Below are 24,566 nucleotides of genomic sequence, written 5' to 3' on the forward strand. Positions count from 1 at the left end.
ATGCGTACCACACGTGTACTCGCGGGCGCGCTGCTCACCGGCCTCGCCCTGCTGACCTCGGCGGGCGCCGCCGCCGCCGACGACGCGTCGCCGAGCCCGAGCGCCTCCGCCGACGATTCCGCCCCCACCGAGGCCGGTACCACCTTCCGTACCGCCACGGCGATCCAGCAGAACCAGCGCGCCACCGCCGGGGCCTCCACGGGTGACTACCTGTACTGGGTGTTCCCCGCCGACGCGGGCCAGCGGGCCACCGTCAAGGCAAAGATCACCCTGCCGGAGAGCGCCACCCGGCACGGTGCCTCGACCTGGCAGGTCGATGTGTACGACGGGCTGCGCCGCCGCCAGGCCTGCATGTACGGCCGACAGACCGGGAAGGCCGCGGCCGACGCGTCGGCGGTCGAGCTGACCTGTGTGCTGCGGACCGTCCGCGCCTGGGCCGAGCCGTGGGCCAACGACCCGCTGCCGGGCAGCTACTACGTCCGCCTCACGGTCGTCGACCTGCCGTCGGCGGACCTCGGACTCCCGGTGCAGACCGAGGTCGAGGTCACGTCGGTCGACAAGGGCGGCGCCGGGGACGTCGACGGCACGCTCGCCAAGCCGCTGGTCCCCGGGGTGTCCTCCATCGAGCAGGCCTCGGACTCCTCTGCGTCCTCGGAATCCTCGGCCACGACCGATGAGGACGGGTCGGACGAGGTCAGGCTCGGCAGTGAGCCGGAGGACGGCTGGGCGTCCGGCTGGTGGACCGACCGCTGGCTGTGGACGATCGGCGGCGGGGTCCTCGGGTCCCTCGCGGCCGTGTTCGGCTACTCCCTCACCCGCGGCAGCGGCCGCCCGTCCCGCGTCCCGCCGGGCTACTGACCGCTCCGCCGGGCCGCACCGTCGGACGGGCTCATGTCCGAGCCCGTCCGGCGGCCGGCCCGCACCCCGCCCCGGACCGCCCGCGCCCCTCCCCGGACCGCCCGCCGCCCGCTCCCGGCGGACCGCTACCCTCGACAACTCGGCTACCGCACACGGGTGATGGGATCCTCCACACCGTGCGGCACCACCGAGACTCGGGTCGCGGCGCACCGCATCGGGTGTGCCACAAGGGAGCGGAGACATTCATGTCCACTCAGACCGGACCGGCCGTCGGAGCCGAGCCGCGAGGCCATACGATCGTGCCGGGCCCGAAGGGACTGCCCTTCCTCGGAAGTCTGCCCCAGTTCGGAAAGAATCCGCTCGCCTTCTTCGAGCAGTTGAGCAGCCACGGCGACATGGTCGGCTGGCGCTTCGGCCCCAACTCCTGCGTGTACCTTGCCGATCCGGAATGCATAGGCGAGCTGCTCACCGGGATGGAGGGCACCTTCGACCACCCTTCGCTGGGTATCGCCTTCCGTACCGTGATGGGAAACGGTGTGGCGGTCACCCGCGGAGCGGACTGGCGACGGAAGCGGTCGTTGGTCCAGCCGTCCGTGCGTCCCAAGCAGGTGCGGTCGTACGCGGCGACGATGACCGACAGCACGGTGGAGCTGGCGGACACCTGGTCCGACGGCCAACGCATCGACGTCAAACGGGAGATGGCGTCGCTGACCCAGCGGATCGCGGTCCGTACGATCTTCGGGGTCGACACCGCGGCCGACGCCGAGGCCATGGGCCGGGCAATGGATGTGGCGCAGCAGGAGATCGGCAAGGAGTTCGCCGGGATCGGTGCGATGTTGCCGGACTGGGTGCCGACACCGGGCCGGGCCAGGATCAGGAAGGCCGCGGCGGTCATCGACGCCGAGGTGGCCCGGGTCGTGGCCCGGCACCGCGACGGCGGTGAGGACCGCCCCGATCTGCTGAGCCGGCTACTGACGGCGGTCGACGAGACGGGGGCGCACCTCACGGACCGGGAGATCCGCGACGAGACGGTCACGCTGTACATCGGCGGGCACGAGACGACCAGTTCCGCTCTGGTGTGGGCCTGGTATCTGTTGTCCCGTACCCCTGGGGCGCGGGCCGCGCTCGCCGAGGAGCTGGAACGGGTACTGGGCGACCGGGAGCCGGAGTTCGACGACTTCGCCCGGCTGACGTACACGCAGGCGGTGGTCAAGGAGACCCTGCGCCTCTATCCGACGATCTGGCTGGTCACCGGTGTCGCCAAGGAGGGTGCGGAGGTCGGCGGTGTGCCGATCCCGGAGGGCACGCGGGTGTGGACCAGCCAGTGGTCGACGCAGCGCGACGCGCGGTGGTTCCCCGACCCCGAGGAGTTCCGTCCCGAGCGCTGGGACCCGGAGAGCGGCGACGACATCCCGGAGTACGCCTGGTTCCCGTTCGGCGGCGGCCCCCGGGTCTGTCTGGGTGCACGGTTCGCGATGGTCGAGGCGGTCCTGGTGCTGGCCGTCCTGGCGCGCCGTTTCGACCTGGAGGTGGACCCCGGGACTGTCAACCCGGTGCCGACGCTGACGTTGCAGCCGGACCGCGAGGTGATGGCGACGGTCCGGGCACGGTAGCGGCGGGACCGTCGCGGCCCCGGCCCGCCCTTGCACGGGTGGCCGGGATGCGCAACCGCGGGAGCCCGGGGTTGCCTGGCCTCGATACGGCCGGGCACCCCGGGCTCGTTCCCGTCCGTCGCCGGGCGCGCGCCGGGCGGGGCGCCGGATGTGCCTCCGGGCTCCCCACTCCGGCGGGTCGGATCTGTCGCGGGGACAAGGACATTCCGGTCACACTGGCGGTGTCGGCCTCACCGGCCGCCGGGCCGTCCGGCCGCATCCGCGGGCTCTCGATCGACCGGGAGAAACACCATGCGTCCTCGCTCCGCCCTCGTCTCCGCCCTCGCCGTCGCCGCCGCGCTGACGGCCACCGCTGCCTCGACGACGACCGGCACGGCACCCGCCGGGGCCGTGAACCTTCCGGGGATCTGCCCGGAGAAGAGCCTCGATGTGCGTGCCTCGCCCGGCGGGCAGCCCAACGTGGCCCGGATCAGCGTCACCAACCACGGCGACCGGAGCTGTGTCGTGGACCGGATCCCGACCATCACCTTCAGGGGCCTGGACGGCTCCGCCGAGGCGGTGCCACCGACGACGAGCGGGCCCTATGTCCTCGCGCGGGGCGCGCGTGCGTACGCCGCCGTCCGTACGGCGGACCCGAAGGCGGTCGAGGGGCATGTGGTCGGCAGCCTGTCCGTGTCGGCGGACCCCTCCCACCTGGGCGTCACCTTCCGTGCCGCCACCGTGGGCATGCCGGGCGGGATCCATGTGTGGATTCCGGTCACCACCCTGTGGCAGCACTCGCGGGCCGCGGCGGACCGTGCCCTGGCCGGTGCGCTGGGCTGAGGGGCGGGGCAGCCGGTCACCCCACCCCTCGGGGGCGCAGGAGCCGTTGTGGGCTCCCGCGCGGCACCCTCACCCCACCCGCACAGTCCCGGTGCCTTCGCCCGTCGCCCCGGTGTCCTCAAGGACCACCCGGTACGGCAGGTCCGTGCCCTCGGCGGTGACCTGTACGGCGGCCCCGTCCCGTACGACGCGGTAGGTCGCGGCGGGCGCACCCGTCCGGTCCGGCACCGTGACGCGTGTCCCGGCGGGGCCGGTCGTGGGCGCCGGGCCGAAGACCCGCAGGGTGAGGCCGTCCGGCCAGTCGCCGTCGGGGCGCTGGTCGTCGGCGCCCCAGGGAAGGACCGCACCGGGGCGGACCAGGATCGGCAGGCTGTCGAAGCCGTGGGTCTCATGGCGCCAGGCGGGGCCGGTGACCGTCTCACCGGTCAGCAGGGAGGTCCAGGTCCCTTCCGGGACGTAGAACTCCACGCGGCCGTCCTCCGTGAAGACCGGGGCGACCAGCAGGTCGGGGCCGAGCATGTACTGGCGGTCCAGCATCCGGGTGGTCGGGTCGTCCGGGAACTCCAGCAGCATGGGGCGCATCACCGGGATGCCGGTGCGGTGTGCCTCGGCCGCCGCCCCGTACAGGTAGGGCATCAGCCGGTGCTTGAGCAGGGTGAACGTGCGGGCGACGTCCACCGCCTCCTCGCCGAAGGCCCACGGCACCCGGTACGAGACGTTGCCGTGCAGCCGGCTGTGCGAGGACATCAGGCCGAAGGCGAGCCAGCGTTTGAAGACGGCCGGATCGGGGGTGCCCTCGAAGCCGCCGATGTCATGGCTCCAGAAGCCGAAGCCGGACAGGCTCAGCGACAGTCCCCCGCGCAGGGACTCGGCCATCGCGGTGAACGAGGCGAAGCAGTCGCCGCCCCAGTGGACGGGGAACTGCTGGCCGCCCGCGGTGGCCGAGCGGGCGAAGAGCACCGCCTCGCCGTGCCCGCGCTCCTTCTCCAGGAGCTCGAAGACCGCGCGGTTGTAGATCTGCGCGTAGTAGTTGTGCATGCGCTCGGGGTCCGAGCCGTCGTGCCACACCACGTCGGTGGGAACGCGCTCGCCGAAGTCCGTCTTGAACGAGTCCACGCCCTGGTCCAGCAGGACGCGCAGTTTGCCGGTGTACCAGTCGCGAGCGGCCGGGTTGGTGAAGTCGACGAGCGCCATGCCGGGCTGCCACAGGTCCCACTGCCAGATGTCACCGTTGGCCCGCCTCACCAGGTAGCCGTGTTCGGCTCCTTCGGCGAACAGCGCCGACTTCTGGGCGATGTAGGGGTTGATCCACATGCTGATGCGCAGACCGCGTTCCCTGAGTCTGGCCAGCATGCCTGCGGGGTCGGGGAAGACGTCCGGATCCCAGGTGAAGTCCGACCACTGGTACTCGCGCATCCAGAAGCAGTCGAAGTGGAACACACTGAGCGGGATCTCGCGTTCGGCCATCCCGTCGACGAACGAGGTGACCGTCTCCTCGTCGTACGAGGTGCAGAAGGACGTGGTCAGCCAGAGCCCGAAGGACCAGGCCGGCGGCAGCGCGGGGCGTCCGGTCAGCGCGGTGTAGCGGGAGAGGACGTCCTTCGGGGTCGGCCCGGCGACGACGTAGTACTCCAGCGACTGGTCCTCGACGCTGAACTGCACCTGCCCGACCGATTCGGAGCCGATCTCGAAGGAGACCTTGCCCGGGTGGTTGACGAAGACACCGTAGCCGCGCGAGGAGAGGTAGAACGGGATGTTCTTGTACGCCTGATCGCTGCTGGTGCCGCCGTCGGCCTGCCAGATGTCGACGGTCTGCCCGTTCTTGACGAACGGGGTGAAGCGTTCGCCGAGGCCGTAGACGTTCTCCCCGACGTCCAGGGCGAGTTGGGCGATCATGTGGTGCGCGCCGTCCGGGGTGGTGGCGAAGGCGGTGCCCTTGGCGTCGACACCGGTGAGCCGGCGGCCCTCGGCGTCGAGGAACGTCATGCCCCACGGGCCTTCGCCGTCGATGCGCAGGGTCAGCGGGCCGCTGGTCAGTTCGGTGACCGTGCCGTCGATGCGGGTGCGTGCACCGGCTGCCGCGGGGTCCAGTCCGGGGAGGGCGAAGTCCGGTCCGCGCTTGACCTTCCCAGCGTGGTGCGTGGCGCGGATGCCGATGACTCCCTCGGCCGGGGAGAAGCATTCGAGGGTGATCAGAGGGGTGTTGAGGGTGTCGCCGCGTTCCCTGACCCGTTTCACCGCTGCGTAGGCGGTGAAACGGTCGGGGTCGACGCGCAGATCACGGATCTCGGTGGCGTAGCAGGCGCGGACGCCCTCACGCATGAGCCAGAAGCCGTCGGTGAACTTCATGAGGACTCCTTGCCGTGGACAACGGGACGGTGAGGGACGGTGCTTCGTCGGGCGGCTGCGGTCACTCGGTGTTCCCGGTGAAGGAGATGCGGGCCAGGCGGACGGTTCCGCGCAGGGTGATGCGTACGTCGTGGACGCCGGAGGCGTTCAGCGGGGACTCCTGGGTGCGGTAGTCGTACGGTCCGGCCGTGGCCTGGACCGGGATGCCGACCGCGCGGCCGTCGACCGTGATGTCCACGGCCCCCTCCCCGGCCGCCGACACCGCGACGGCCCGTACACCGTCGGCGAAGTCGCAGCGCCGGAAGAGCAGTCCGTTCTCCGCGGTGCGGGACTCACCGGCTGCGCAGGCGGTGACCACGTCGCCGTCGGTCCTGGTGCGGTCGACGATCTCGGTGCCGAACTGCTCGTCGTAGTCGGCCGCTTCCAGGCCGTGCTCCAGGACCGGTCGGGGGCCGAGCGGTTCGCCGTCGACGGTGAGGGCGGCGATGAGCCGGATGTCCTGGCTGGAGGCTCCGGCCTGGATCTCGTACGTACCGGGCTCGACGGTCCACCGGCCGTGGGCCACGTCCCAGTGGCCGAGCTCGGCGACCGGGACGGTGAAGTCGACCCGCTGCCCGGCGCCCGGGGCGAGGTGCAGCCTTCGGTGGGCGACCAGTTGGCGCCGGGGCCGTACGGCGGACGGTGCCACGGCCCGTACGTAGAGCTGGGCGACCTCGTCGGCGGCGACGGAACCGGTGTTGGTGACGGTCAGCCGGACGTGCAGCAGGTCGCCCTCGCGCTCGGCCGCGAGGCCGGTGTAGGTGAACGCCGAGTACGACAGTCCGTGGCCGAACGGGAAGAGCGGGGTCCCCTCGTAGTAGAGGTACGTCTGCCGGGAGCCGATGATGTCGTAGTCCAGCAGGCCGGGCAGCTCCGCGTCGGAGGTGTGCCAGGTCTGCGGGAGCCGCCCGGCCGGGGAGACGTCGCCGGCCAGGACCCGGGCGAGTGCGGTGCCGGCCGCCTGGCCGCCGTGCGCGGTCCACACCAGGGCCGGGAGTGCGGCGGCGGCGTCGGTGAGGGCGTACGGGTAGGCGGAGGTGACCGCCAGCACGGTGCGCGGGTTCGCGGAGTGGGCGGCGCGCCAGAGGCGGTCCTGCTGGGCGGGCAGGTCGAGGGTGGTGCGGTCCTCGGTCTCCCGTCCGTTGATGTGCGGGTCGTTGCCGACCACGACGACCACGGTGTCGGCAGCGGCGGCGGCGCGGGCCACGGCGTCCTCGCCGCGCTCGGTCACCTCGATCTCGAAGACGGTCGCCCCAGCGGCGTCCGCCGCTCCGGACACTCCCTCGTCCACGGCGGCGACCTTGACCCCGTCGGGGGCGACGGAGACGTACCGGCCGGTGCCGAGGTGCAGGAGGCGGTGGCATCCCGGACAGTCCGCCACCTCTTCCCATCGGAAGGTCTCCTGGACGACCCAGCCGCCGGGCTCGTCCGCCGATGCCCGGACATAGCCGTCCTCGGCGACCGAGAGATACCGGCCGTCGGGGGCGCGGAGGGTGATGACCTCGTTGCCCCAGTCGATGAGTGCCAGCTCCGACGGGGTGTCGTCGCAGGTCAGCGGGGGCAGGTCGGTGCGGCCCGCGAGCAGGGCCGGGTCGAGTGCGCCCTCCGCGCCCCGTGCCGGGGCGTCCTCGCCGTCGGCGGCGGGAACCCGCAGCCAGCCGTCCGCACACCGGAGGCGGATGCGGTCGACGCCCTCCGCGAAGACGACGTGGTCCGCGCCGAACCGTTCCCGTATGCCGTCGAGCGGAGTGGACCGGTGGATGAGGGAGCCGCTGTACCAGTCGAGCTTGCAGACGTCGGCGAGCAGTCCGACGACGGCGACCGTCTTCCCCGCCCCGGGGTCGAGCGGCAGGATGCCGTCGTTCTTCAGCAGGACGACGGCCTGCTCGGCGGCTTCCTGGGCGAGCGCCCGGTGCTCCGGCGTGTCGATGAGCGCCGCCGCGCCGTCCGCCGTGACCGCGTAGGGGTCGTCCTGCGGGTCGAACTCGCCCAGCGAGAAGCGCAGTTCCAGCAGGCGTCGGACGGCCCTGTCGATGTCCTGTTCGTCGATCAGACCGCGTTCCAGCGCACGGCGGATGCGCCCGGTCATGACCGAGGAGTCCTCGCCGTGGTCGGTGAAGGAGTCGACCCCGGCCTTGAGCGAGGCCGCGGTGGCCTCCTCGTGGGTGTCGAAGTAGTGCTCGGAGTCGACGAGATTGGACGGCGCCCCGGCATCGGAGCAGACCACCAGGGACCGGTCGGTCCACTGCCTCAACTGCTGGGAGAGCAGCGGGGATACATGGTTGGGCCGTCCGTTGACCAGGTTGTACGCGGGCATCACTCCAGCCACCGCGCCGGCCTGTACGGCGTCCCGGAACGCCCTGAGGTCGTACTCGTGCAGGACGCGCGGGCGGACCGAGGAGGAGGTGATGTCCCGGCCGGTCTCGTTGTTGTGGGCGAGCCAGTGCTTGAGCACCGGGGCGGTGCGCCAGTAGTGGGGGTGGTCGCCGCGCAGCCCGCGGGTGTAGGCGACGGCGATGGCGGAGGTGAGTCCGGCGTCCTCCGAGTACCCCTCCTCCCCCCTGCCCCACAGCGGGTGGCGCAGCAGATTCACGGTCGGGGCCCAGACGTTGAGGCCGACCCGGTCGTCCTGGGCGCGCTTGGCGCGGGCCTCGGTGCCGACGGCCTCGCCGATCCTGCGGACCAGTTCCTCGTTCCAGGTGGCGCCGAGGCCGACTGCCTGGGGGAAGACGGTCGCGGGGCCCATCCAGGCCACGCCGTGCAGGGCCTCCTGGCCGGTACGGAAGGCGCCGAGCCCGAGCCGGTCCACCGGTGGCGCGAACTGGTGGAGCATCGCGGTCCGCTCGTCGAGGGTGAGCCGCTGCAGCAGGTCGTCGATGCGCTGGGTCAACGGCAGCTGCGGGTCGCGGAAGGGCTGCGATTGTTCCGTCACGTGCGGATCCCCTTGGAGAGGTGGGAGGTCTTTCGGAGCATGGGCTTCGACGGGTCCCGGAGGGCATCCAGAGAGGGCTCGACCGAGACGAGAAGGATCTTTCGAAGCGCTTCGATGCTCTGTGCAGCACCCCGTCACTGTCAAGGGCACATCCGACCATGCGTCAACCCCCTTCTCCGCCGCGTCAGGAAACAGTTGGGAAACACGGCGGAGGAATCTCGAAACGGACTCTTGTGCGACAGGGGCCCTTCACTTAACCTCGCTGCAACATCGAAGCGCTTCGACAGAGTTTCGAACAGGCACCCTCGCCCTTGGATCTCCGGGGCGGTGACCAGCGCTGTGACAGGCTGTGCCACCTCCCCCGTTGAACCGCTTCACCTGCGGCCGGTCGACCGGCTCAGCCAGCTACGCCTCACCTCAGACACAGGAGCCGATCGGCGGAAGTCCGCCGGGTGTCGTCCTGGTGCGCCTCGAAGGGTTGACGCAATGACGCCGAATTCCTCCCTCGCTTCCACCGCCCCGAGCCGGCGGGGCTTCCTGGCTTCGAGCGCTCTCGCAGCGGTCGCCGTGGCCGGTGGAGCACCGCTCCTCGCCGCGTGCGGCGGCTCCGGGGCCGGGGCCAAGGACGGCACGACGACGGGCAAGGCACTCAAGAAGATCCTCCCGGACCACATCCCGTCCAGCCTCGTCCAGCCGGATGTAGCGGGCGTCAACGGTTCGAGCCCCGGGTTCACCAAGCTGCCCGACCCGCTGGTCACCTCGGTGAAGTCGGCGCCGGGCAAGGGCTCCGAGTTCCGGATCATGACGCCGCTCTGGGGCACCGTCCCGAAGAAGAACAACCCGTACTACACGGCGGTGAACAAGGCGGTCGGCGCCACGCTGAACTTCGACCCGCAGGACGGCAACACCTACCAGGACAAGATCGGCGCGGTGCTGGCCGGCTCCGACATCCCGGACGTCATGACCATCCCCGGCTGGAACATGCAGGGCCAGATCCGCAACGCGATCACCGCCAAGTTCGCCGACCTCAGCCCGTACCTGGCGGGCGACGCGATCAAGAAGTACCCGAACCTGGCAAACATCCCGACCGGTGCCTGGCAGTACTCCGTCTTCGGCGGCAAGCTCCGCGGTCTGCCCATGCCGAACCCGATCCTGGGCAACGCGCTCTTCTACCGCAAGGACCTGATCGGCTCCGGCGCACTGCCGGGCAGCGCGGACGAACTGCTGGCCTTCGGCAAGGAGTACACCAACGCCAAGAAGAAGGTCTGGGCCTTCGACGACCTCTGGGTCTGCATCCAGATGATCTTCGGCGTGCTGCCCGACGCTCCGCACTACTGGCAGCTGGAGGACGGCAAGCTCGTCCACAAGATCGAGACCAAGGAGTACCGCGAGGCGCTCGCCTTCGCCCGCAAGCTCCACGACGGCGGCTACGTCCACCCGGACGCCGAGGCCGGCAAGGACGCCGACGCCAAGATCCGCTTCACCAGCGGACACACCATGATGTACAACGACGGCACCGGCGGCTGGAAGGGCATGGTCACGGAACAGCACGCCGCCAACACCGACTTCGACATGCAGGCGCTGGACTTCTTCAACCACGACGGCGGAGACCCCGTTCTGTGGCAGTCCGACCCGGCCGGCATCTTCACCTTCCTCAACAAGAAGCTGTCGAAGGAGAAGATCGAGGAGTTCCTCGGCATCGCCGACTTCGCCGCGGCGCCGTACGGCACCACGGAGTTCATGCTCACCAACTACGGCGTGGAGGGCACCCACTACACGATCAAGGACGGTGTGCCGACCTTCACCCCGAAGGGCATCCAGGAGGCACAGCCCTCCACCCTCCTGTTCGTGGCTTCGCCGCCGCACACCATCGCCTTCCCGGACGAGCCGCAGGTGGTGAAGGACTACGCGGGCTGGATGGCCCGGCAGGCCCCGTACGTCAAGAAGCCGCTCTTCTTCGGCATGCAGGTCGTCGAGCCGCAGCGCTACGCCTCCCTGTACACCCCCTTCGACGACCTGCAGAAGGACATCCGGCGCGGCCGCAAGAAGGTCAGCGACATCGAGGCCGCGGTCACCACCTGGAAGAAGAGCGGTGGCGACAAGCTGCGCGCCTGGTACCAGGACATCCTCGAGAAGAACGGCTCCGGCAACTGACACGTACGGCGGACACAGGCCGTACGCAGGACAGCGAGGCGGCCGCCGGGCGCAGGGACGCCCGGCGGCCAGGGCGGAGAGCACGACATGGGGAGCACAGGGTGAAGCCACGAGCCATCGTCGCCACCGGGACGGACCGTTCGGCCGACCGGGCCACGGACTCGATCGGTGCCGACGGGAGCAGCGACGAGGACGGCGACAACACATCGAGCCGTGCCCGCGGGAACAGCGGCAGAAAACGCGCCGTCGCGGGGAAGACCTCACCGGCGGCGAACGGCATCACCTGGCGGCTGCGACTGCGCCGGGACCGCACGCTGGTCCTGATGACGCTGCCCGCCATCGCCCTGCTGCTGATCTTCAACTACATCCCGCTGCTCGGGAACATCGTGGCCTTCCAGGACTACGACGTGTACGACCTGGGCATCACCGGCAGCCCCTTCGTCGGGTTCGACAACTTCACCCGGATCTTCGAGGACTACCGATTCTGGGACGTCCTCCTCAACACCCTGGTCATCTTCCTGACCCAGCTGATCCTCTTCTTCCCCATCCCGATCGCGATCGCCCTGCTGCTGAACACGATCATGAGTGCGCGGGTCCGGGCCTGGGTCCAGGCAGTGATCTATCTGCCGCACTTCTTCTCCTGGGTGCTCGTCGTCACCGTCTTCCAGCAGATGTTCGGCGGCGCCGGCCTGATCGCGCAGTGGCTGCGCGAACACGGCCACGAGGGCTTCGACCTGATGACCAATGCGAGCTTCTTCAAGTTCCTGGTCACCGCCCAGGCCATCTGGAAGGACGCGGGCTGGGGCGTGATCGTCTTCCTCGCCGCACTCGCCGCCGTCAACACCGATCTGTACGAGGCCGCGGCCGTCGACGGCGCGGGACGCTGGCGCCGCATGTGGCATGTCACCCTGCCCGCACTGCGCCCGGTCATCGCACTGCTGCTGGTCCTGCGGGTCGGCAGCGCGCTCAACCTCGACTTCGAGCAGATTCTGCTCCAGCGCGACCAGGTCGGACCGGGCGCCGCGGAAATCCTGGACACCTACATCTGGTGGACGGGCATCAAGACCGGTGACTTCGGCTACGCGGCCGCCGCCGGAATCTTCAAGGGACTGTTCAGCGTCGCCATGGTGCTGGGTGCCAACAAGGTCGCCCACATGCTGGGCGAGCAGGGGGTGTACTCCAAGAAATGACGACTCTCCTGGAACCGGCGAAGGACCCGGCACAAGCCGCCCCCGCCGCTGCCCCCGTGGAATCCCCGCTGCAGCGGGCCCTGCGCATGGAGCCCCGCCCCGTGTGGGAGGAGGAACCCACCAAGGCGGGCCTCGCCTTCAAGGGCTTCGGTCTCGTCGCGATCTGCGCGATCGTGCTGGTGCCGCTGTGGGTGGTGATCGTCACCAGCCTCTCCGACACCGAGACGATCAACGACGCGGGCGGCCTCGTCGTCTGGCCGAAGGGCATCACCTTCGTCGCGTACAAGGAACTCCTCAGCGGCGGCGCCGTCACCCGGGCCGCGCTGGTCAGCATCGGCCTGACCGTCGTCGGTACGGTGTTCAGCATGGTGGTCTCGGTGCTCTGCGCCTACGGACTGAGCCGGCGGGACTCCTTCGCGCACGGCAAGCTGCTGATGACGCTGATGGCGACGATGTTCTTCGGCGCCGGACTCATTCCGACCTATCTGCTGGTCACCGGCATCGGTCTGAGCGACAGCTACTGGTCGATGATCCTGCCCAGCGCGATCAGTGTCTTCAACATCCTGGTACTGCGCGGCTTCTTCATGGACACCGCACCGGAACTCATCGACGCGGCCCGGATCGACGGTGCCGGCGAGTGGCGCATCCTGCTGCAGATCATCATGCCGCTGTCCCGTGCGGTGATCGCCGTGATCTCGCTCTTCTACGCGGTCGGGTACTGGAGCCAGTGGTTCAACGCCATGCTCTACATCCAGGACAGCGAGAAGTACCCGCTCCAGATGATCCTGCGCCAGCTGGTCCTCCAGCACCAGGTGCCGCCGGGTGCCATGGGGGCCGCGGTGAGCAGCGGCCAGATCAACAGCCTCGCCGTACAGATGGCGGTCATGGTGCTGGCCCTGGTTCCGGTCGCGGTGCTGTCACCGTTCGTCCAGAAGCACTTCCAGAAGGGCATGCTGACGGGAGCCGTCAAGGGCTGACCCGACACCGGCCTTCCGCACACGGACCCGAACCGAGGAACAAGAGACCGATGCCTTCCCTGCACGACGCCACCGGTGGCCGCCTGCTCTTCGGTGGCGACTACAACCCCGAACAGTGGCCCGAGGAGGTGTGGGAGGACGACGTACGGCTGATGCGGGAGGCGGGGGTCAACTCCGTCACCCTCGGGGTCTTCTCCTGGGCGAAGATCGAACCTCGCCCCGGGGCCCGGGAGTTCGGCTGGCTCGACCGGCTGATGGACCTGATGCACACCCATGGCATCGGCGTCGTCCTGGCCACTCCCACCGCGTCCCCGCCCCCCTGGATGGGAGCGCGGCACCCCGAGACCCTGCCGCGCTCCGAGGACGGCTCGGTCGTCTGGTACGGATCGAGGCAGCAGTTCTGCGCGAGTTCACCGGTCTACCGCCGGTACGCCGCCGCGCTCACCGAGGACCTGGCGGCGCGGTACGCGAACCATCCGGCGCTCACCGTGTGGCACATCAACAACGAGTACTGCACGCACTGCTGGTGCGACGAGACGGCCGCCCACTTCCGCCGTTGGCTGGCGGACCGCTACGGCACGGTCGAGGCGCTCAACGAGGCGTGGGGCACCGCGTTCTGGAGTCAGCGCTACGACACCTGGTCGGAGATCCTGCCGCCCCGCACAGCGCAGTACATGAAGAACCCCACGCAGGTGCTGGACTTCAAGCGGTTCACCTCGGACGCGCTGCTTGAGTGCTATGTGGCGGAGCGCGACATCGTCGCCCGGCACACCCCGGACATCCCGGTGACCACCAACTTCATGCCGTTGTGGTCGGGGCAGGACGCCTGGGCGTGGTCGGCGGAGGAGGACGTCGTCTCCGTCGACATCTACCCGGATCCGACGGACCCGCAGGGCGGCCAGTACAACGCGATGCTGGCCGACATGACGCGTTCGCAGGCCGCGGGCCCGTGGATGCTGATGGAACAGGCGGCGAGCGCGGTCAACTGGCGGCCTGTCAACCACCCCAAGCCCGCAGGGCTGAACCGCCTCTGGTCCTTGCAGTCGGTGGCCCGCGGCGCCGATGCGATCTGCTACTTCCAGTGGCGGCAGTCCCGGCAGGGCTCGGAGAAGTTCCACTCGGCGATGCTCACCCACGCGGGCGAGGAGGGCCGCACGTTCCGGGAGGTGAAGCGCCTCGGTGCGGAACTGTCCACCCTCGGCCCCGAGGTCGGCGGCACGGACGTGCCCGCCGACGTCGCGATCCTGCACGACTGGGATGCCTGGTGGGCCGGGTCCCAGGAGGGCCGCCCGTCCAGCCTCCTCGACTACACCGACATCGTCCGCCGCTGGCACCGGGCCCTCTGGGAGAGCGGCATCGCCACGGATTTCGCCCGCCCCGATGCCGACCTGAGCCGGTTCAAGGCCGTGGCCGTACCGCATCTCTATCTGCTCACCGATGCCGCGATCGACAACCTGGTGGGCTATGTGCGCGGCGGCGGAACCCTGGTCTGCGGCTTCTTCAGCGGCGTGGCCGACATCGACGACCGGATCCGGCCGGGCGGCATGGACCCGCGGCTGCGTGAGCTCTTCGGCATTCGGACGCTCCATGAGTGGTGGCCGCTGGACGCGGACACCACGGTGGAGTGCGACGGGTTCCGGGCCGGACTCTGGTCCGAGGAACTGGAGCCGGAGCCGGGCACGGAGGTGGTGTCCGCCTACCGCGACGGCGAGCTGGCCGGGCTGCCCGCGGTGCTGCGCCGGGGCCGGGCCTGGTACGTGTCGACCCTGCCGGAGCCGGAAGCACTGCGCGCCCTGCTCGGCCGGGTGGCCGAAGAGGCCGGCGCACGCCCGGTGCTGGCCGGGCTGCCCGCCGGTGTGGAGGCGGTCCGCCGGGGCGAGCTGCTCTTCCTGCTGAACCACGGCCGGTCCCCCGTCTCCGTGCCCGTCCCCGGTGCGCACCTGGATCTGCTGACCGGCGCCGCGGTCACCGACCGTGCGGAACTGGGCCGCTACGGGGTGGCCGTGCTGCGCAGCGGCGCACCGCGATGAGCGGCGACGAGCGGGCAGGCGGTGGTCCGTACCCCATCGGCGCCGCGGGATCCCCCGCGGGCCCGTACCCCATCGGCGCCGCGGGACCCCCCGCCCACGGCACCTGGGAGCCTCGGCCGGCCGCCCGCTGGGAGGACGCCTTCCTCAGCGGCAACGGCCGGCACGGGGCGATGGTGTACGGCGATCCGGTGGACGACCGGGTCATCGTCACCCATCACACCCTGGTCCGCCCCAACGGCAGCGAGCACGCCCGCCCGCCCCGGCTCGCCGACCGGCTCGCGCGGCTCCAGGACGTGCTCCTGGCCGGGGACACCACGGCGGCGGAACGGTTCGGGGCGGACTACCCCCTGCTGTGGGTGCAGCCCTTCCACCCCGCGTTCCAGACCCGGATCCGCAGTGCGCCGCCGACGGTCGAGGAGGCCGGAGCGTCCCCGTACCGGCGCACGGTCGACTTCAGCACCGGCGAAACCGACGCGGTGCACGGGGACTGGCACAGCCGGACCTTCGTGTCCCGGGCCGATGACGTCATCGTCCAGTACGTCACCCGCTCCGGGATCACCTGCGCCGGGATCACCGCGGACCTGCTGCTCGACCCCGCCCTCCCCGGCGCCCCGTCGGGCCTGGCGATCGGCCGGAGCACCATACTGACTGCGGACGGCGCCCGGCTGGCGCTGCGGGTCGGCTATCCGGGTAGCGACCTCGCGTACACCGGCGTCACCGCGGTCCGGGTGGACGGCGGCACGGTGTCGGTGGCGGGCGACGGCATCCACGTCGAGGGCGCACGCGGTGTGCTGCTGCTGACCCGGGTGCGGCGTCACACCGGAGACCTGGATCCGGCGCGGGAAGGGGCCGCGCTGCCGCCTGTCGACTACCCGACGCTGCTCGCCCGGCATCAGGCGCTGCACCGCCCCGCCTTCGAACGGGCCTCGCTCACCCTCCACTGCGACGCCGAAGAACGCGCCCTGCCCGGAAGCGAGTTGATCCGAAGACCCGAGTCCCCCGCACTCCTCGAAAGGCTCTTCGCGGCGGGCAGGTACCACCTGCTCTCCTCGTCCGGAATGCTTCCGCCCCGGCTGACCGGGCTGTGGACCGGTGACTGGAACACCGCCTGGTCCGGGGCGTTCACCACGAACGCCAACCTCAATCTGCAGATCGCCTCCGCCGCCCCGGCCGCCCTTCCCGAGGTGACCGAGGCCCATGCCCGCCTGATCCACGGTCAGTTGGCGGACTGGCGCGACAACGCCCGGGAGATCTTCGGCGCGCGCGGGATCGTCGCCCCGTCCCACACCGACGGCGAGTCCGGCCACACCCGCCACTTCCAGCGCGCCTATCCGCTGCATCTATGGACGGCAGGTGCCGACTGGCTCCTACAACCGCTCGTCGAGCACGCCGAGACCAGCGGCACCACCGATCCCCGGCTGATCGACGCGCTCTGTGAAGTCGCCGTCTTCTACACGGACTTCCTCACCCGCAACGGCCCCGACGGCTGCGTCGCCGTCGTCCCCTCGTACTCGCCGGAGAACCGTCCGGCGAACGCGAGCTGGGGAACGGTCAACGCCACCATGGACATCGCGGCCGCCCACCATGCACTGACCACCGCGGCCGCGTTCTCCCGCGACCACCCCGACGCCGCCCACTGGCGGGCCCTGGCCGACCGACTCCCGCCGTACCGGGTCAACGAGGACGAAGCCCTCGCCGAATGGGCGTGGAACGGTCTCCATGAAACGTACGACCACCGCCACCTCAGCCACCTCTACCCGGTCTGGCCCCTCGACCGGATCAACCCGTACGACACCCCGCAGCTGGCGCGCGCCGCGCACCGCGCACTGGAGCTGCGCGGTGCCGAGAACGACTCGGCCCACGGATATCTGCACCACGCGCTGGTCGCGGCCCGGCTGCGGGACGGTGAACGCCTCTCCGCCGCGCTGAACGCCGTACTGGCGGGCGACTTCTTCCACGACTCACTGATGAGCGCGCACTATCCGTCCCGCGATGTCTACAACGCGGACGCGGCCCACACCCTGCCGTCCGTCGTCATCGAAGCGCTGGTCCAGTCGACCCCGAACCGATTGGTCCTGCTGCCCGCACGGCCTGCCACCCTCCCGTCCGGCGAACTGCGCGGCGTACGGACGAGGTTCGGCTCCCTCGTGGATCTGTTCTGGACCGACGACGGCCGCGCCACGGCGGTCCTGCATCCCACCCGTGACGCCCGGATCGACCTGCGCACCGGCACCGGTCTCACGCTCGTCGGTGAGGGCGCATCCTCCCCCGTCCCGGCCGGAGCGGGCGTCGCCTCGCTGGAGCTGACGGCCGGCGTGGATCGCGTGCTCGAACTGGGACCGTGTGGGTGATCCTCAGATCCGAAGCCGGTCGGGCCAACCCTTCCGCCGGGACAGGAACAGGCTCCAACTACCTTTCCCCAGCCCCTGATTAGTCCTCCACGTCCTCGGTGGACTGCCGGTCGGCCTCGCCTGCGCCCACACTCACCAGCCCTGTCTCGTAGGCGGCGATCACGGCCTGGACGCGGTCGCGGAGTCCGAGCTTGGCGAGGATGCGGGCGACATGCGTCTTGACGGTCGCCTCGGCCAGCTGGAGCCGGGTGGCGAGTTCGGCGTTGCTCAACCCTCGGGCCAGCAGGCCGAGAACCTCCAGTTCACGCGGGGTGAGTGCGGCGAGGTCCCGATGCAGGGCGGCGGTGTCGCTGCCGCGCCGGGTGAACCGCTGCACCAGACGGCGGGTGATGGCAGGTGCGAGGAGGGCGTCGCCGGTACGGACCGTGCGGACGGCCGCGGTCAGCTGCTCGGGAGTGACATCCTTGAGGAGGAAGCCGCTGGCCCCGGCGGACAGGGCCGCGTAGACGTACCGGTCGAGGTCGAAGGTGGTCAGGATGATGACACGGGGCCCGTCCGGGAACGGGCTCTCCCCCGCTCGAACGGGGTCGGGAGCCCGGTGACCGTCGAGGATGCGGCGGGTGGCCTCCAGGCCGTCCATCTCGGGCATCCGGATGTCCATCAGGACCACGTCGGGCCGGGTACGGCGGACCGCGTCGACGGCTTCGGCCCCGTTGGTCGCCTCGGCGACGACGTCGATGCCGTCGGCGCCGAGGATCATCCGGAATCCGGTACGGACCAGGGTCTGGTCGTCGGCGAGGAGCACGCGCAGCGGCTCGGTCACGGTGCCTCCAGAGGGATCAGGGCCTCCACACGGTAGCCGCGGGTCAGGCGTCGGCCGGTGTTCAGGGTTCCGCCATAGACGGCGAGGCGCTCGCGCAGGCCGATCAGTCCCCGGCCGTTTCCGCTGGGCGCGCCCACGCCCGGACTTCCACCGGTGTCGGTGACGTCCACCCGGAGCCGGTCCTGGCCGTATTCAACGGTCACGGCGGCGGTGGCGCCACAGGCGTGCTTCACGGTATTGGTCAGGGCCTCCTGGACCACGCGGTAGGCGGCGAGTTCGAGGCCGGGCGGAAGGGGACGGGGCGGTCCGGTCACGGTCAGCTCGACCGGCAGGCCGGCATCGCGGACCCGGCCGACCAGCGTCTCCAGCTGGTCCAGGCCGGGTTGCGGGGCCAGTTCCGCCGCCGTCCCGGGCAGGTCCGCATCGATGTCCGTCCCCTCGCCCTCCTCGCCCAGGGTGAGCAGCCCCATGACGTGCCTCAGCTCCGTCATGGCAGCACGCCCGCCCGCCTCGACGGCGAGCAGTGCCTCACCGGCCTGCTCAGGGGAAGTGGGCATGACCTTACGGGCGGCGCCCGCCTGGATGATCATCACGCTGACGTTGTGTGTGACGACGTCGTGCAGTTCGCGGGCGATCCTGGCGCGCTCGTGCTCGACGGCCCGGCGCAGTTCCTCGGCCTGTTCGCGTTCCAGGGCGGCGAGCCGGGCGCGTCCCTCGTCGGTCCGGAGTCTCCAGGTGCGCAGGCCGACGGCGGCCACCGCCATCGGGACCAGGATCAGCAAAGCGATGTACTGGTTGGGGACGATCGGTGTCACCGAGTTCCCCGAGGTGCCGACCAGGGCGACCGACACCGGCAGCGCCGCCAGCGTCGCGACCCGGTACGGGCTGTAGACGGCGGCGCTGTAGACGGCGATGACGAACGCGTAGAAGGTCAGCCGCATCACGCTCTGCGGTGTCGCCAGGGTCGCGGCCGTCACCCCGCACAGCACGGCGAGCGGGTAGCGGCGGCGCAGCGCCAGGGCACCGGAGGCGATGACCGCGAGGGTCACCATGAGGGCCAGGCCGCCGGTGCCGGACGGGCGCGGCACGGCGTACTGCACACCGGGTGCGATCTCGCGCACCACGATGTTGTCCGCGTTGTCGATGGCGTAATAGACCGTGGTGACGCCGAGGGCCAGCGCGACCAGCAGGTCGAACTGCCAGGCGCGACAGCTGAGTCGCAGCGGCGGACCGGTCGGGAACCAGCCGTCCCGGACCGCCTCGCGGGCCAGGACCCACAGCCTCTCCAGCGTCGTACGCACGGTCATCACCGGTTCATTGTGGCCGCCGTCCGAACCCGCGGAGTCCACCTCAGCGGTCGGTTCCCGGCACGGCGCATACATCGGGCGCCTACATCGCAGGGATGACGTCTCGACGGATCATCCCGATGCGGTACGGCAAGGGGTTCGGGCGGGCGACGCGCGGGGGCCGGGTGCGCTCCTAGCGTCCAGGGGGTCCGATGCACGCACCGAAGGAGATCTTTCATGACCACGCCGGTGATCGAACTGCGCGAGGTGACCCGCCGATACGACGACGGCCCACCCGCACTGCACGAGGCGTCGTTGACCGTGCTGCCCGGCGAGGCCGTTGCGATCCTCGGCCCCTCCGGCAGCGGCAAGTCGACCCTGCTCAATCTCCTTGCGGGCCTGGACCGGCCCGATGCGGGAACCGTCATCGTGGACGGGGTGCGGGTGGATCAGCTGGGCGAAGCCGGATCGGCGCTCTACCGGCGGTCGAAGGTCGGCATGGTCTTCCAGTTCTTCAACCTGCTCGACGATCTGACCGTCACCGACAATGTCGTCCTGCCCGCGCGCCTCGCGGGTATGGCACGAGGCGCGGCCGACCGCCGGGCGGTGGAACTCCTGGAGAGCCTCGGCATCGAACGGCACGCCCGCGCCTATCCGGGGCGGCTGTCCGGCGGCGAGCGGCAACGCGTCGCGGTGGCCCGGGCGTTGATGAACCGACCGCCCCTGCTCCTGGCCGACGAGCCGACCGGCGCTCTGGACACGGCCGCCGGACAGGACGTCAGCAGGCTGCTCACCGATCTCAACGCCGGGGGTCAGACCATCGTCGTGGTCACCCACGACCTGGCTCTGGCCCAGTCCTGCACCAGGCGCACGGTCCGGATCAGCGATGGCCGGATCACCGAAGACGTCCCCTCGCCGGCCGTGGCCGCGGAGGCCGTCCGATGAACACGCTCGGCACGGTGGTGCGCTCGGGGGTGGGACGACGCCGGGTGCAGACGCTGGTGATCGGGCTCGCCACGATGATGGCGGTGGCCGCCTCCCTCCTCGGCGGGTCGCTGCTGGTGGTCTCCGGCGCGCCCTTCGATGACGCCTTCGCCCAGCAGCACGGCGCGCACCTGTCCGTCCAGTTCGACGCGGGCAGGGTGAGTGCCGGGCAGTTGACGGAGTCCAAGGACGCCGAAGGGGTGAGCGGCGCGGCGGGGCCGTTCCGTACGACGACGGTCACCCCGCGGTCGGATGGGGCGAGCCCCGCGTGGCCGATGACCGTGGTCGGCCGGGGCGATCGCGGCCGGGGCGTGGACGAGGTGACCCTGTTCGACGGGCGGTGGCCCACACGCTCCGGCGAGATCGTGTTGTCCGCCGACGCCTGGCTCCTTCCGGACCTGGGCAGGAAACTCGCCTTCCCCGATCTGCCCGACCGTCCGACGCTGACGGTGGTCGGTGTGGCCCGCTCGGTCACCCAGACCGCTGACGCCTGGGTGGTTCCGTCCCAGGTGCCGGCACTCACCGCGCCCGGCAGCGGCGGCTACCAGATGCTCTACCGTTTCACCGACGCGGGCACCGCCGCACAGATCGCCGCGGGCGGCAGGGCCGTGACCGCATCCCTGCCGCCGGGATCGGCCGTCGGCCGGCAGTCATGGCTCACCGTCCAGAAGACCGCCGAGCGCGCCACCGCCCTCTATGTGCCCTTCCTCACCGCGTTCGGTGCCCTGGGCCTGGTCATGTCGGTCCTGGTCGTCGGCAACATCGTCGCGTCGGCCGCCGGCACGGGAACGCGCCGCATCGGCATCCTCAAGGCCGTCGGCTTCACCCCGGCCCAGGTCACGCGGGCCTACGTCGGCCAGGCACTGATCCCGGCCGGGGTGGGCACAGTCCTCGGTGTCCTCGCCGGCCACCTCCTCTCGGTCCCGGTCCTGGCCGAGACGGAGGAGGTCTACGGCACCTCGTCCCTGACCGTCGCCCCCTGGGTCGACCTGGCGGTGGTCAGCGGGATGCTCGCCCTGGTGGCGGCGACCGCGTGGGCCAGTGCCTGGCGGGCCGGGCGCTTGCGTACGGTCGACGCGCTCGCCGTCGGGCGCGGCGCCTCGACGGAGCGCGGCCGGTGGGCGGCCCATCTGGCCGGGCGGCTGCCGTTGCCGCGGCCGGTCGCCCTGGGCCTGGCCCGGCCGTTCGCGCGGCCCGCCCGCGCGCTGGCCATGGGCACGGCGGTGCTGTTCGGTGCCGCCGCCGTCACGTTCACCGTGGGGATGGGCGCCTCGCTCGGCCAGGTGATGAAGGCCAAGGCCCACGACGGAGCCGATGTCACCGTGCCCGCTCCCATGCCGGGCTTCGGAACCCGGGGACCTGCGCACGAAGAGCGTCCCAGGACCGATCCCGCCAAGGTCGCCGCCGCCATCACGGCCACCGCCGGAACCGGGAAGTACTTCAGCGCCGCGACGGTACGGACCACCGTGTCCGGTGTGACCGGCACCGTCAACACGATCGCCTTCACCGGGGACGCCTCCTGGGGCGGCCACGCCATGGTCTCGGGCCGCTGGATCGACAAGCCCGGCGAGGCCGTGGTCCCGACCCCCTTCCTGGCCGCCACCGGCACCCGCATCGGCGACACCGTCACCCTGAACGGCCTGGGCGCTCCGGTCCCGCTCCGGATCGTCGGCGAGATCCTCGATCCCCGCAACGGCGGCATGCAGGTCTTCACCGACGCGTCGTCCCTCACGGCCGCACATCCCGATCTGTCGGAGACGAGCCATCACATCGCGGTCACCTCAGGCACCGACGTCTCCGCGTACGTCGACGCGCTCAACAGGAACCTGGCACCGCTGGGGGTCACCGCCCGGGTCGGCGGGCTCGATGCCAACAGCAGCATGGTCGTCACACTCAACGCACTGTCCGCGACTCTCACACTGATGCTCGTCGCCGTCGCCGCGCTCGGTGTGCTCAACGGCGTGCTGATCGACACCCGCGAGCGCGTCCGGGAACTCGGTGTCCACAAGGCGCTCGGCATGACTCCCCGGCAGACCATCACGTTGGTCCTCACCTCGGTCGTGGTGACCGGCCTGGTCGCGGGCGCACTGGGCGTGCCGCTGGGCGTGGCCCTGCACGGCTGGGTGATCCCGGCGATGGGCGACAGCGTGGGACTCCGCTTCCCCTGTTCCGTCCTCGCCGTCTACCACGCCGCCGAACTGCTCCCGCTCGCATTCGGGGGCCTGCTCATCGCCACCCTGGGTGCCCTCCTGCCCGCCGGCTGGGCCGCCAGGGCCCGAACCGCGACGGCTCTGCGCACGGAATAGGGGGCGGGTTGGGGGCTCGTTCCTCCGGCCCCCACCGCACGGAGGACGCTGTTGTCGACTGGGGGACGAGCGTGACGTCGGCCTTCATGCCCCGTTGTGGTCGTGAAGGCCGACGTTGTGTCCGGCGAGGGTGTCGGTGTCGCTGCACGCCAGGCGGGAAGGCGGGGCTCCTGAGGAGACGGCCCGGGTGGCACGGGCCGCGTTTCCGAGGGGCAACCTGCCCATACGGATGCGCGTGCCGCAATGCCGGTCGCACGGCCTGCCAAAGTCCGGCTGCACCACCAGCTCGCCGCCGATCAGGGCGCGTCCACCAGTAGGCTCCGCCAATGACGAGAACCAGCACGCATGATGCTCACCTGAACCGGCTGTGGGGCGCCGCGTGCTCCTTCGCCGGGATCTTCCTCCTCCTATGGGCGCTGTCCTGGGTCAAGGCAAGCGTGCTCAACGAGGACCTGCAGAACCACTGCAGGTCTCTGCACACGGCCAGCTTTCCTTTCGAGAAGTCCTGTATGCATGAGGATGGCACGGTTGAGGGCGCGAACAGCTTGCTCTTCGAGGGAATCTTCTTCGGCTCGATGGCTTCGGCTGCAGCCTGCCTGACAGCTGCGTTCACGATCGAGGCGAGCCGGAGGACGTAGCACCGCGAGTGCGGCCCGGCGTCCAGCCGGCGCCCTGGCCGGAGGGGTACCCCCGCTCAGGGCACCGAAGGGCCTCAGCCCGGCAAGGAGCCGGTCCCCTCCCCCACGACCGTCACCCGACAGGCGCGGGCCCACTGCTCTCGCGCACCGTCAACTCGGGTGTGAGCAGTTCGACTTCGTCCGATTGGCGCCCGGCCAGCTTCGCGACGACCTGCTCCACGGCGCGGCGTCCCATCTCCTGCGCCGGAATGGCCACCGAGGTGAGCCGGACCGAGGCCTGCAAGGCCACCTGCTCGGGGCAGATGGCGACCACCGACACGTCCTCCGGCACGGCCCGGCCCTGCTGGCGCAGCAGGTTGAGCAGCGGTTCCACGGCGGACTCGTTCTGCACGATGAATCCCGTGGTGCCAGGCCGCTCGTCGAAGATCCGGGACAGGGTCTGGGCCATCGCCGGGTATCCGCCCTCGCAGGGCCGGTGCAGGACCCGCACACCGGACTCCTGCGCCTTCGCCCGCACCCCGTCGATGGTCCGCTCGGCGAATCCGGTGTGGCGCTCGTAGACGGCGGCTGCCTCGCCGATCACCGCGATCTCACGATGGCCGAGTCCGGCGAGGTGGTCCACACAGAGCGCCCCGGTCGCCTCGAAGTCGAGGTCCACGCAGGTGAGTCCGTTCGTATCGGCGGGCAGACCGATGAGCACCGCGATGCGGTCGCATTCGCGCAGCAGGGGCAGCCGTTCGTCGTGCAGTTCGACATCCATCAGGATCATGGCGTCGGCGAGCGAACTGCCCGCGATCCGCCGGACGGCGGCGGGTCCTTCCTCTCCCGTGAGGAGCAGGACGTCGTAGCCGTGGGTGCGGGCGGTCGTGGCGACCGCGATGGCGATCTCCATCATCACGGGCACGTACATGTCGGTGCGCAGGGGGACCATCAGCGCGATGATGTTCGACCTGCTGCTCGCGAGCGCCCGCGCGCCGGCATTGGGGTGGTATCCCAACTGCTGGATGCTGCGTTCGACCCGCTCACGGGTGGACACCGAGATGGATCGCTTGCCGCTGAGGACATAGCTCACCGTGCTCGCGGAGACTCCGGCATGCCGGGCGACCTCGGCAAGAGTGACCATTCGGGGTTCTCCCTCGCGGGACGACTTCGGACATCGGACGCATCCGCCCTGCACCGATCGAGCATGGCGAAGCGCTTCGAATTCGTCGACG

Annotated in this window: 16 protein-coding genes; 11 read left to right on the forward strand and 5 right to left on the reverse strand. The window is 70.7% G+C overall.

Annotation, left to right across the window (positions count from 1 at the left end; all coding sequences use genetic code 11):
* The 3 genes from AB0L71_RS13165 to AB0L71_RS13175 all read left to right on the forward strand — a co-directional run bounded on the left by AB0L71_RS13165 (position 1) and on the right by AB0L71_RS13175 (position 3,293).
* On the forward strand, positions 1-858 hold the full coding sequence (locus AB0L71_RS13165) for a hypothetical protein (protein WP_365241827.1): 858 nt from the start codon (positions 1-3) through the stop codon (positions 856-858).
* 245 nt (positions 859-1,103) lie between these two features.
* Complete coding sequence (locus AB0L71_RS13170; RefSeq protein ID WP_365241830.1) at positions 1,104-2,471, forward strand: cytochrome P450; 1,368 nt, start codon at positions 1,104-1,106, stop codon at positions 2,469-2,471.
* Between the two features lie 291 nt (positions 2,472-2,762).
* On the forward strand, positions 2,763-3,293 hold the full coding sequence (locus AB0L71_RS13175) for a DUF4232 domain-containing protein (protein WP_365241833.1): 531 nt from the start codon (positions 2,763-2,765) through the stop codon (positions 3,291-3,293).
* Between the two features lie 69 nt (positions 3,294-3,362).
* On the opposite strand, the gene yicI is transcribed toward AB0L71_RS13175, so the two are convergent.
* Both yicI and AB0L71_RS13185 read right to left on the reverse strand, forming a co-directional pair.
* Positions 3,363-5,642, reverse strand: coding sequence for an alpha-xylosidase (gene yicI / locus AB0L71_RS13180; protein ID WP_365241836.1), 2,280 nt, complete (start codon positions 5,640-5,642; stop codon positions 3,363-3,365).
* A 61-nt stretch (positions 5,643-5,703) separates the two neighbouring features.
* Positions 5,704-8,613, reverse strand: coding sequence for a glycoside hydrolase family 3 C-terminal domain-containing protein (locus AB0L71_RS13185; protein WP_365241839.1), 2,910 nt, complete (start codon positions 8,611-8,613; stop codon positions 5,704-5,706).
* Positions 8,614-9,099: 486 nt separating this feature from the next.
* Between AB0L71_RS13185 and AB0L71_RS13190 the strand changes: the two genes are divergently transcribed.
* The 5 genes from AB0L71_RS13190 to AB0L71_RS13210 all read left to right on the forward strand — a co-directional run bounded on the left by AB0L71_RS13190 (position 9,100) and on the right by AB0L71_RS13210 (position 17,315).
* Complete coding sequence (locus AB0L71_RS13190; RefSeq protein WP_365241842.1) at positions 9,100-10,767, forward strand: extracellular solute-binding protein; 1,668 nt, start codon at positions 9,100-9,102, stop codon at positions 10,765-10,767.
* Between the two features lie 101 nt (positions 10,768-10,868).
* On the forward strand, positions 10,869-11,957 hold the full coding sequence (locus AB0L71_RS13195; RefSeq protein ID WP_365241844.1) for an ABC transporter permease subunit: 1,089 nt from the start codon (positions 10,869-10,871) through the stop codon (positions 11,955-11,957).
* Positions 11,954-12,934 carry a carbohydrate ABC transporter permease gene (locus tag AB0L71_RS13200; protein WP_365241847.1) on the forward strand — a complete coding sequence of 327 codons (981 nt, stop codon included), beginning with the start codon at positions 11,954-11,956 and terminating at the stop codon, positions 12,932-12,934. The genes AB0L71_RS13195 and AB0L71_RS13200 overlap by 4 nt, the downstream gene beginning before the upstream one ends.
* A gap of 50 nt (positions 12,935-12,984) precedes the next feature.
* On the forward strand, positions 12,985-14,964 hold the full coding sequence (locus AB0L71_RS13205; protein WP_365241849.1) for a beta-galactosidase: 1,980 nt from the start codon (positions 12,985-12,987) through the stop codon (positions 14,962-14,964).
* A complete protein-coding gene (locus AB0L71_RS13210; protein WP_365241851.1) occupies positions 14,961-17,315 on the forward strand; it encodes a glycoside hydrolase N-terminal domain-containing protein in 2,355 nt (784 codons plus the stop codon). Before AB0L71_RS13205 ends, AB0L71_RS13210 begins: the two co-directional genes overlap by 4 nt.
* A gap of 79 nt (positions 17,316-17,394) precedes the next feature.
* On the opposite strand, the gene AB0L71_RS13215 is transcribed toward AB0L71_RS13210, so the two are convergent.
* Both AB0L71_RS13215 and AB0L71_RS13220 read right to left on the reverse strand, forming a co-directional pair.
* Positions 17,395-18,138 carry a response regulator transcription factor gene (locus AB0L71_RS13215; protein WP_365241853.1) on the reverse strand — a complete coding sequence of 248 codons (744 nt, stop codon included), beginning with the start codon at positions 18,136-18,138 and terminating at the stop codon, positions 17,395-17,397.
* Positions 18,135-19,445 carry a histidine kinase gene (locus AB0L71_RS13220; protein ID WP_365241855.1) on the reverse strand — a complete coding sequence of 437 codons (1,311 nt, stop codon included), beginning with the start codon at positions 19,443-19,445 and terminating at the stop codon, positions 18,135-18,137. The genes AB0L71_RS13215 and AB0L71_RS13220 overlap by 4 nt, the downstream gene beginning before the upstream one ends.
* 216 nt (positions 19,446-19,661) lie before the next feature.
* Here AB0L71_RS13220 and AB0L71_RS13225 point away from each other — a divergent pair, with 216 nt between their 5' ends.
* From AB0L71_RS13225 to AB0L71_RS13235, 3 genes are all read left to right on the forward strand, one after another.
* Positions 19,662-20,369: an ABC transporter ATP-binding protein gene (locus tag AB0L71_RS13225; protein WP_365241857.1), complete on the forward strand. Its 708-nt coding sequence runs from the start codon at positions 19,662-19,664 to the stop codon at positions 20,367-20,369.
* Entirely contained in the window at positions 20,366-22,714 is a 2,349-nt protein-coding gene (locus tag AB0L71_RS13230) for an FtsX-like permease family protein (protein ID WP_365241859.1), read from the forward strand. Before AB0L71_RS13225 ends, AB0L71_RS13230 begins: the two co-directional genes overlap by 4 nt.
* Before the next feature lie 326 nt (positions 22,715-23,040).
* The gene (locus tag AB0L71_RS13235; RefSeq protein ID WP_365241861.1) at positions 23,041-23,352 is read left to right on the forward strand and encodes a hypothetical protein; all 312 of its coding nucleotides are present in this window, start codon (positions 23,041-23,043) and stop codon (positions 23,350-23,352) included.
* Between the two features lie 112 nt (positions 23,353-23,464).
* Here the strand turns inward: AB0L71_RS13235 and AB0L71_RS13240 are convergent, their stop codons facing one another.
* On the reverse strand, positions 23,465-24,475 hold the full coding sequence (locus tag AB0L71_RS13240; RefSeq protein ID WP_365241862.1) for a LacI family DNA-binding transcriptional regulator: 1,011 nt from the start codon (positions 24,473-24,475) through the stop codon (positions 23,465-23,467).
* Positions 24,476-24,566 lie beyond the last annotated feature (91 nt).

It is taken from the genome of Streptomyces sp. NPDC052052 (assembly GCF_040680455.1).
Lineage (GTDB): Bacteria > Actinomycetota > Actinomycetes > Streptomycetales > Streptomycetaceae > Streptomyces.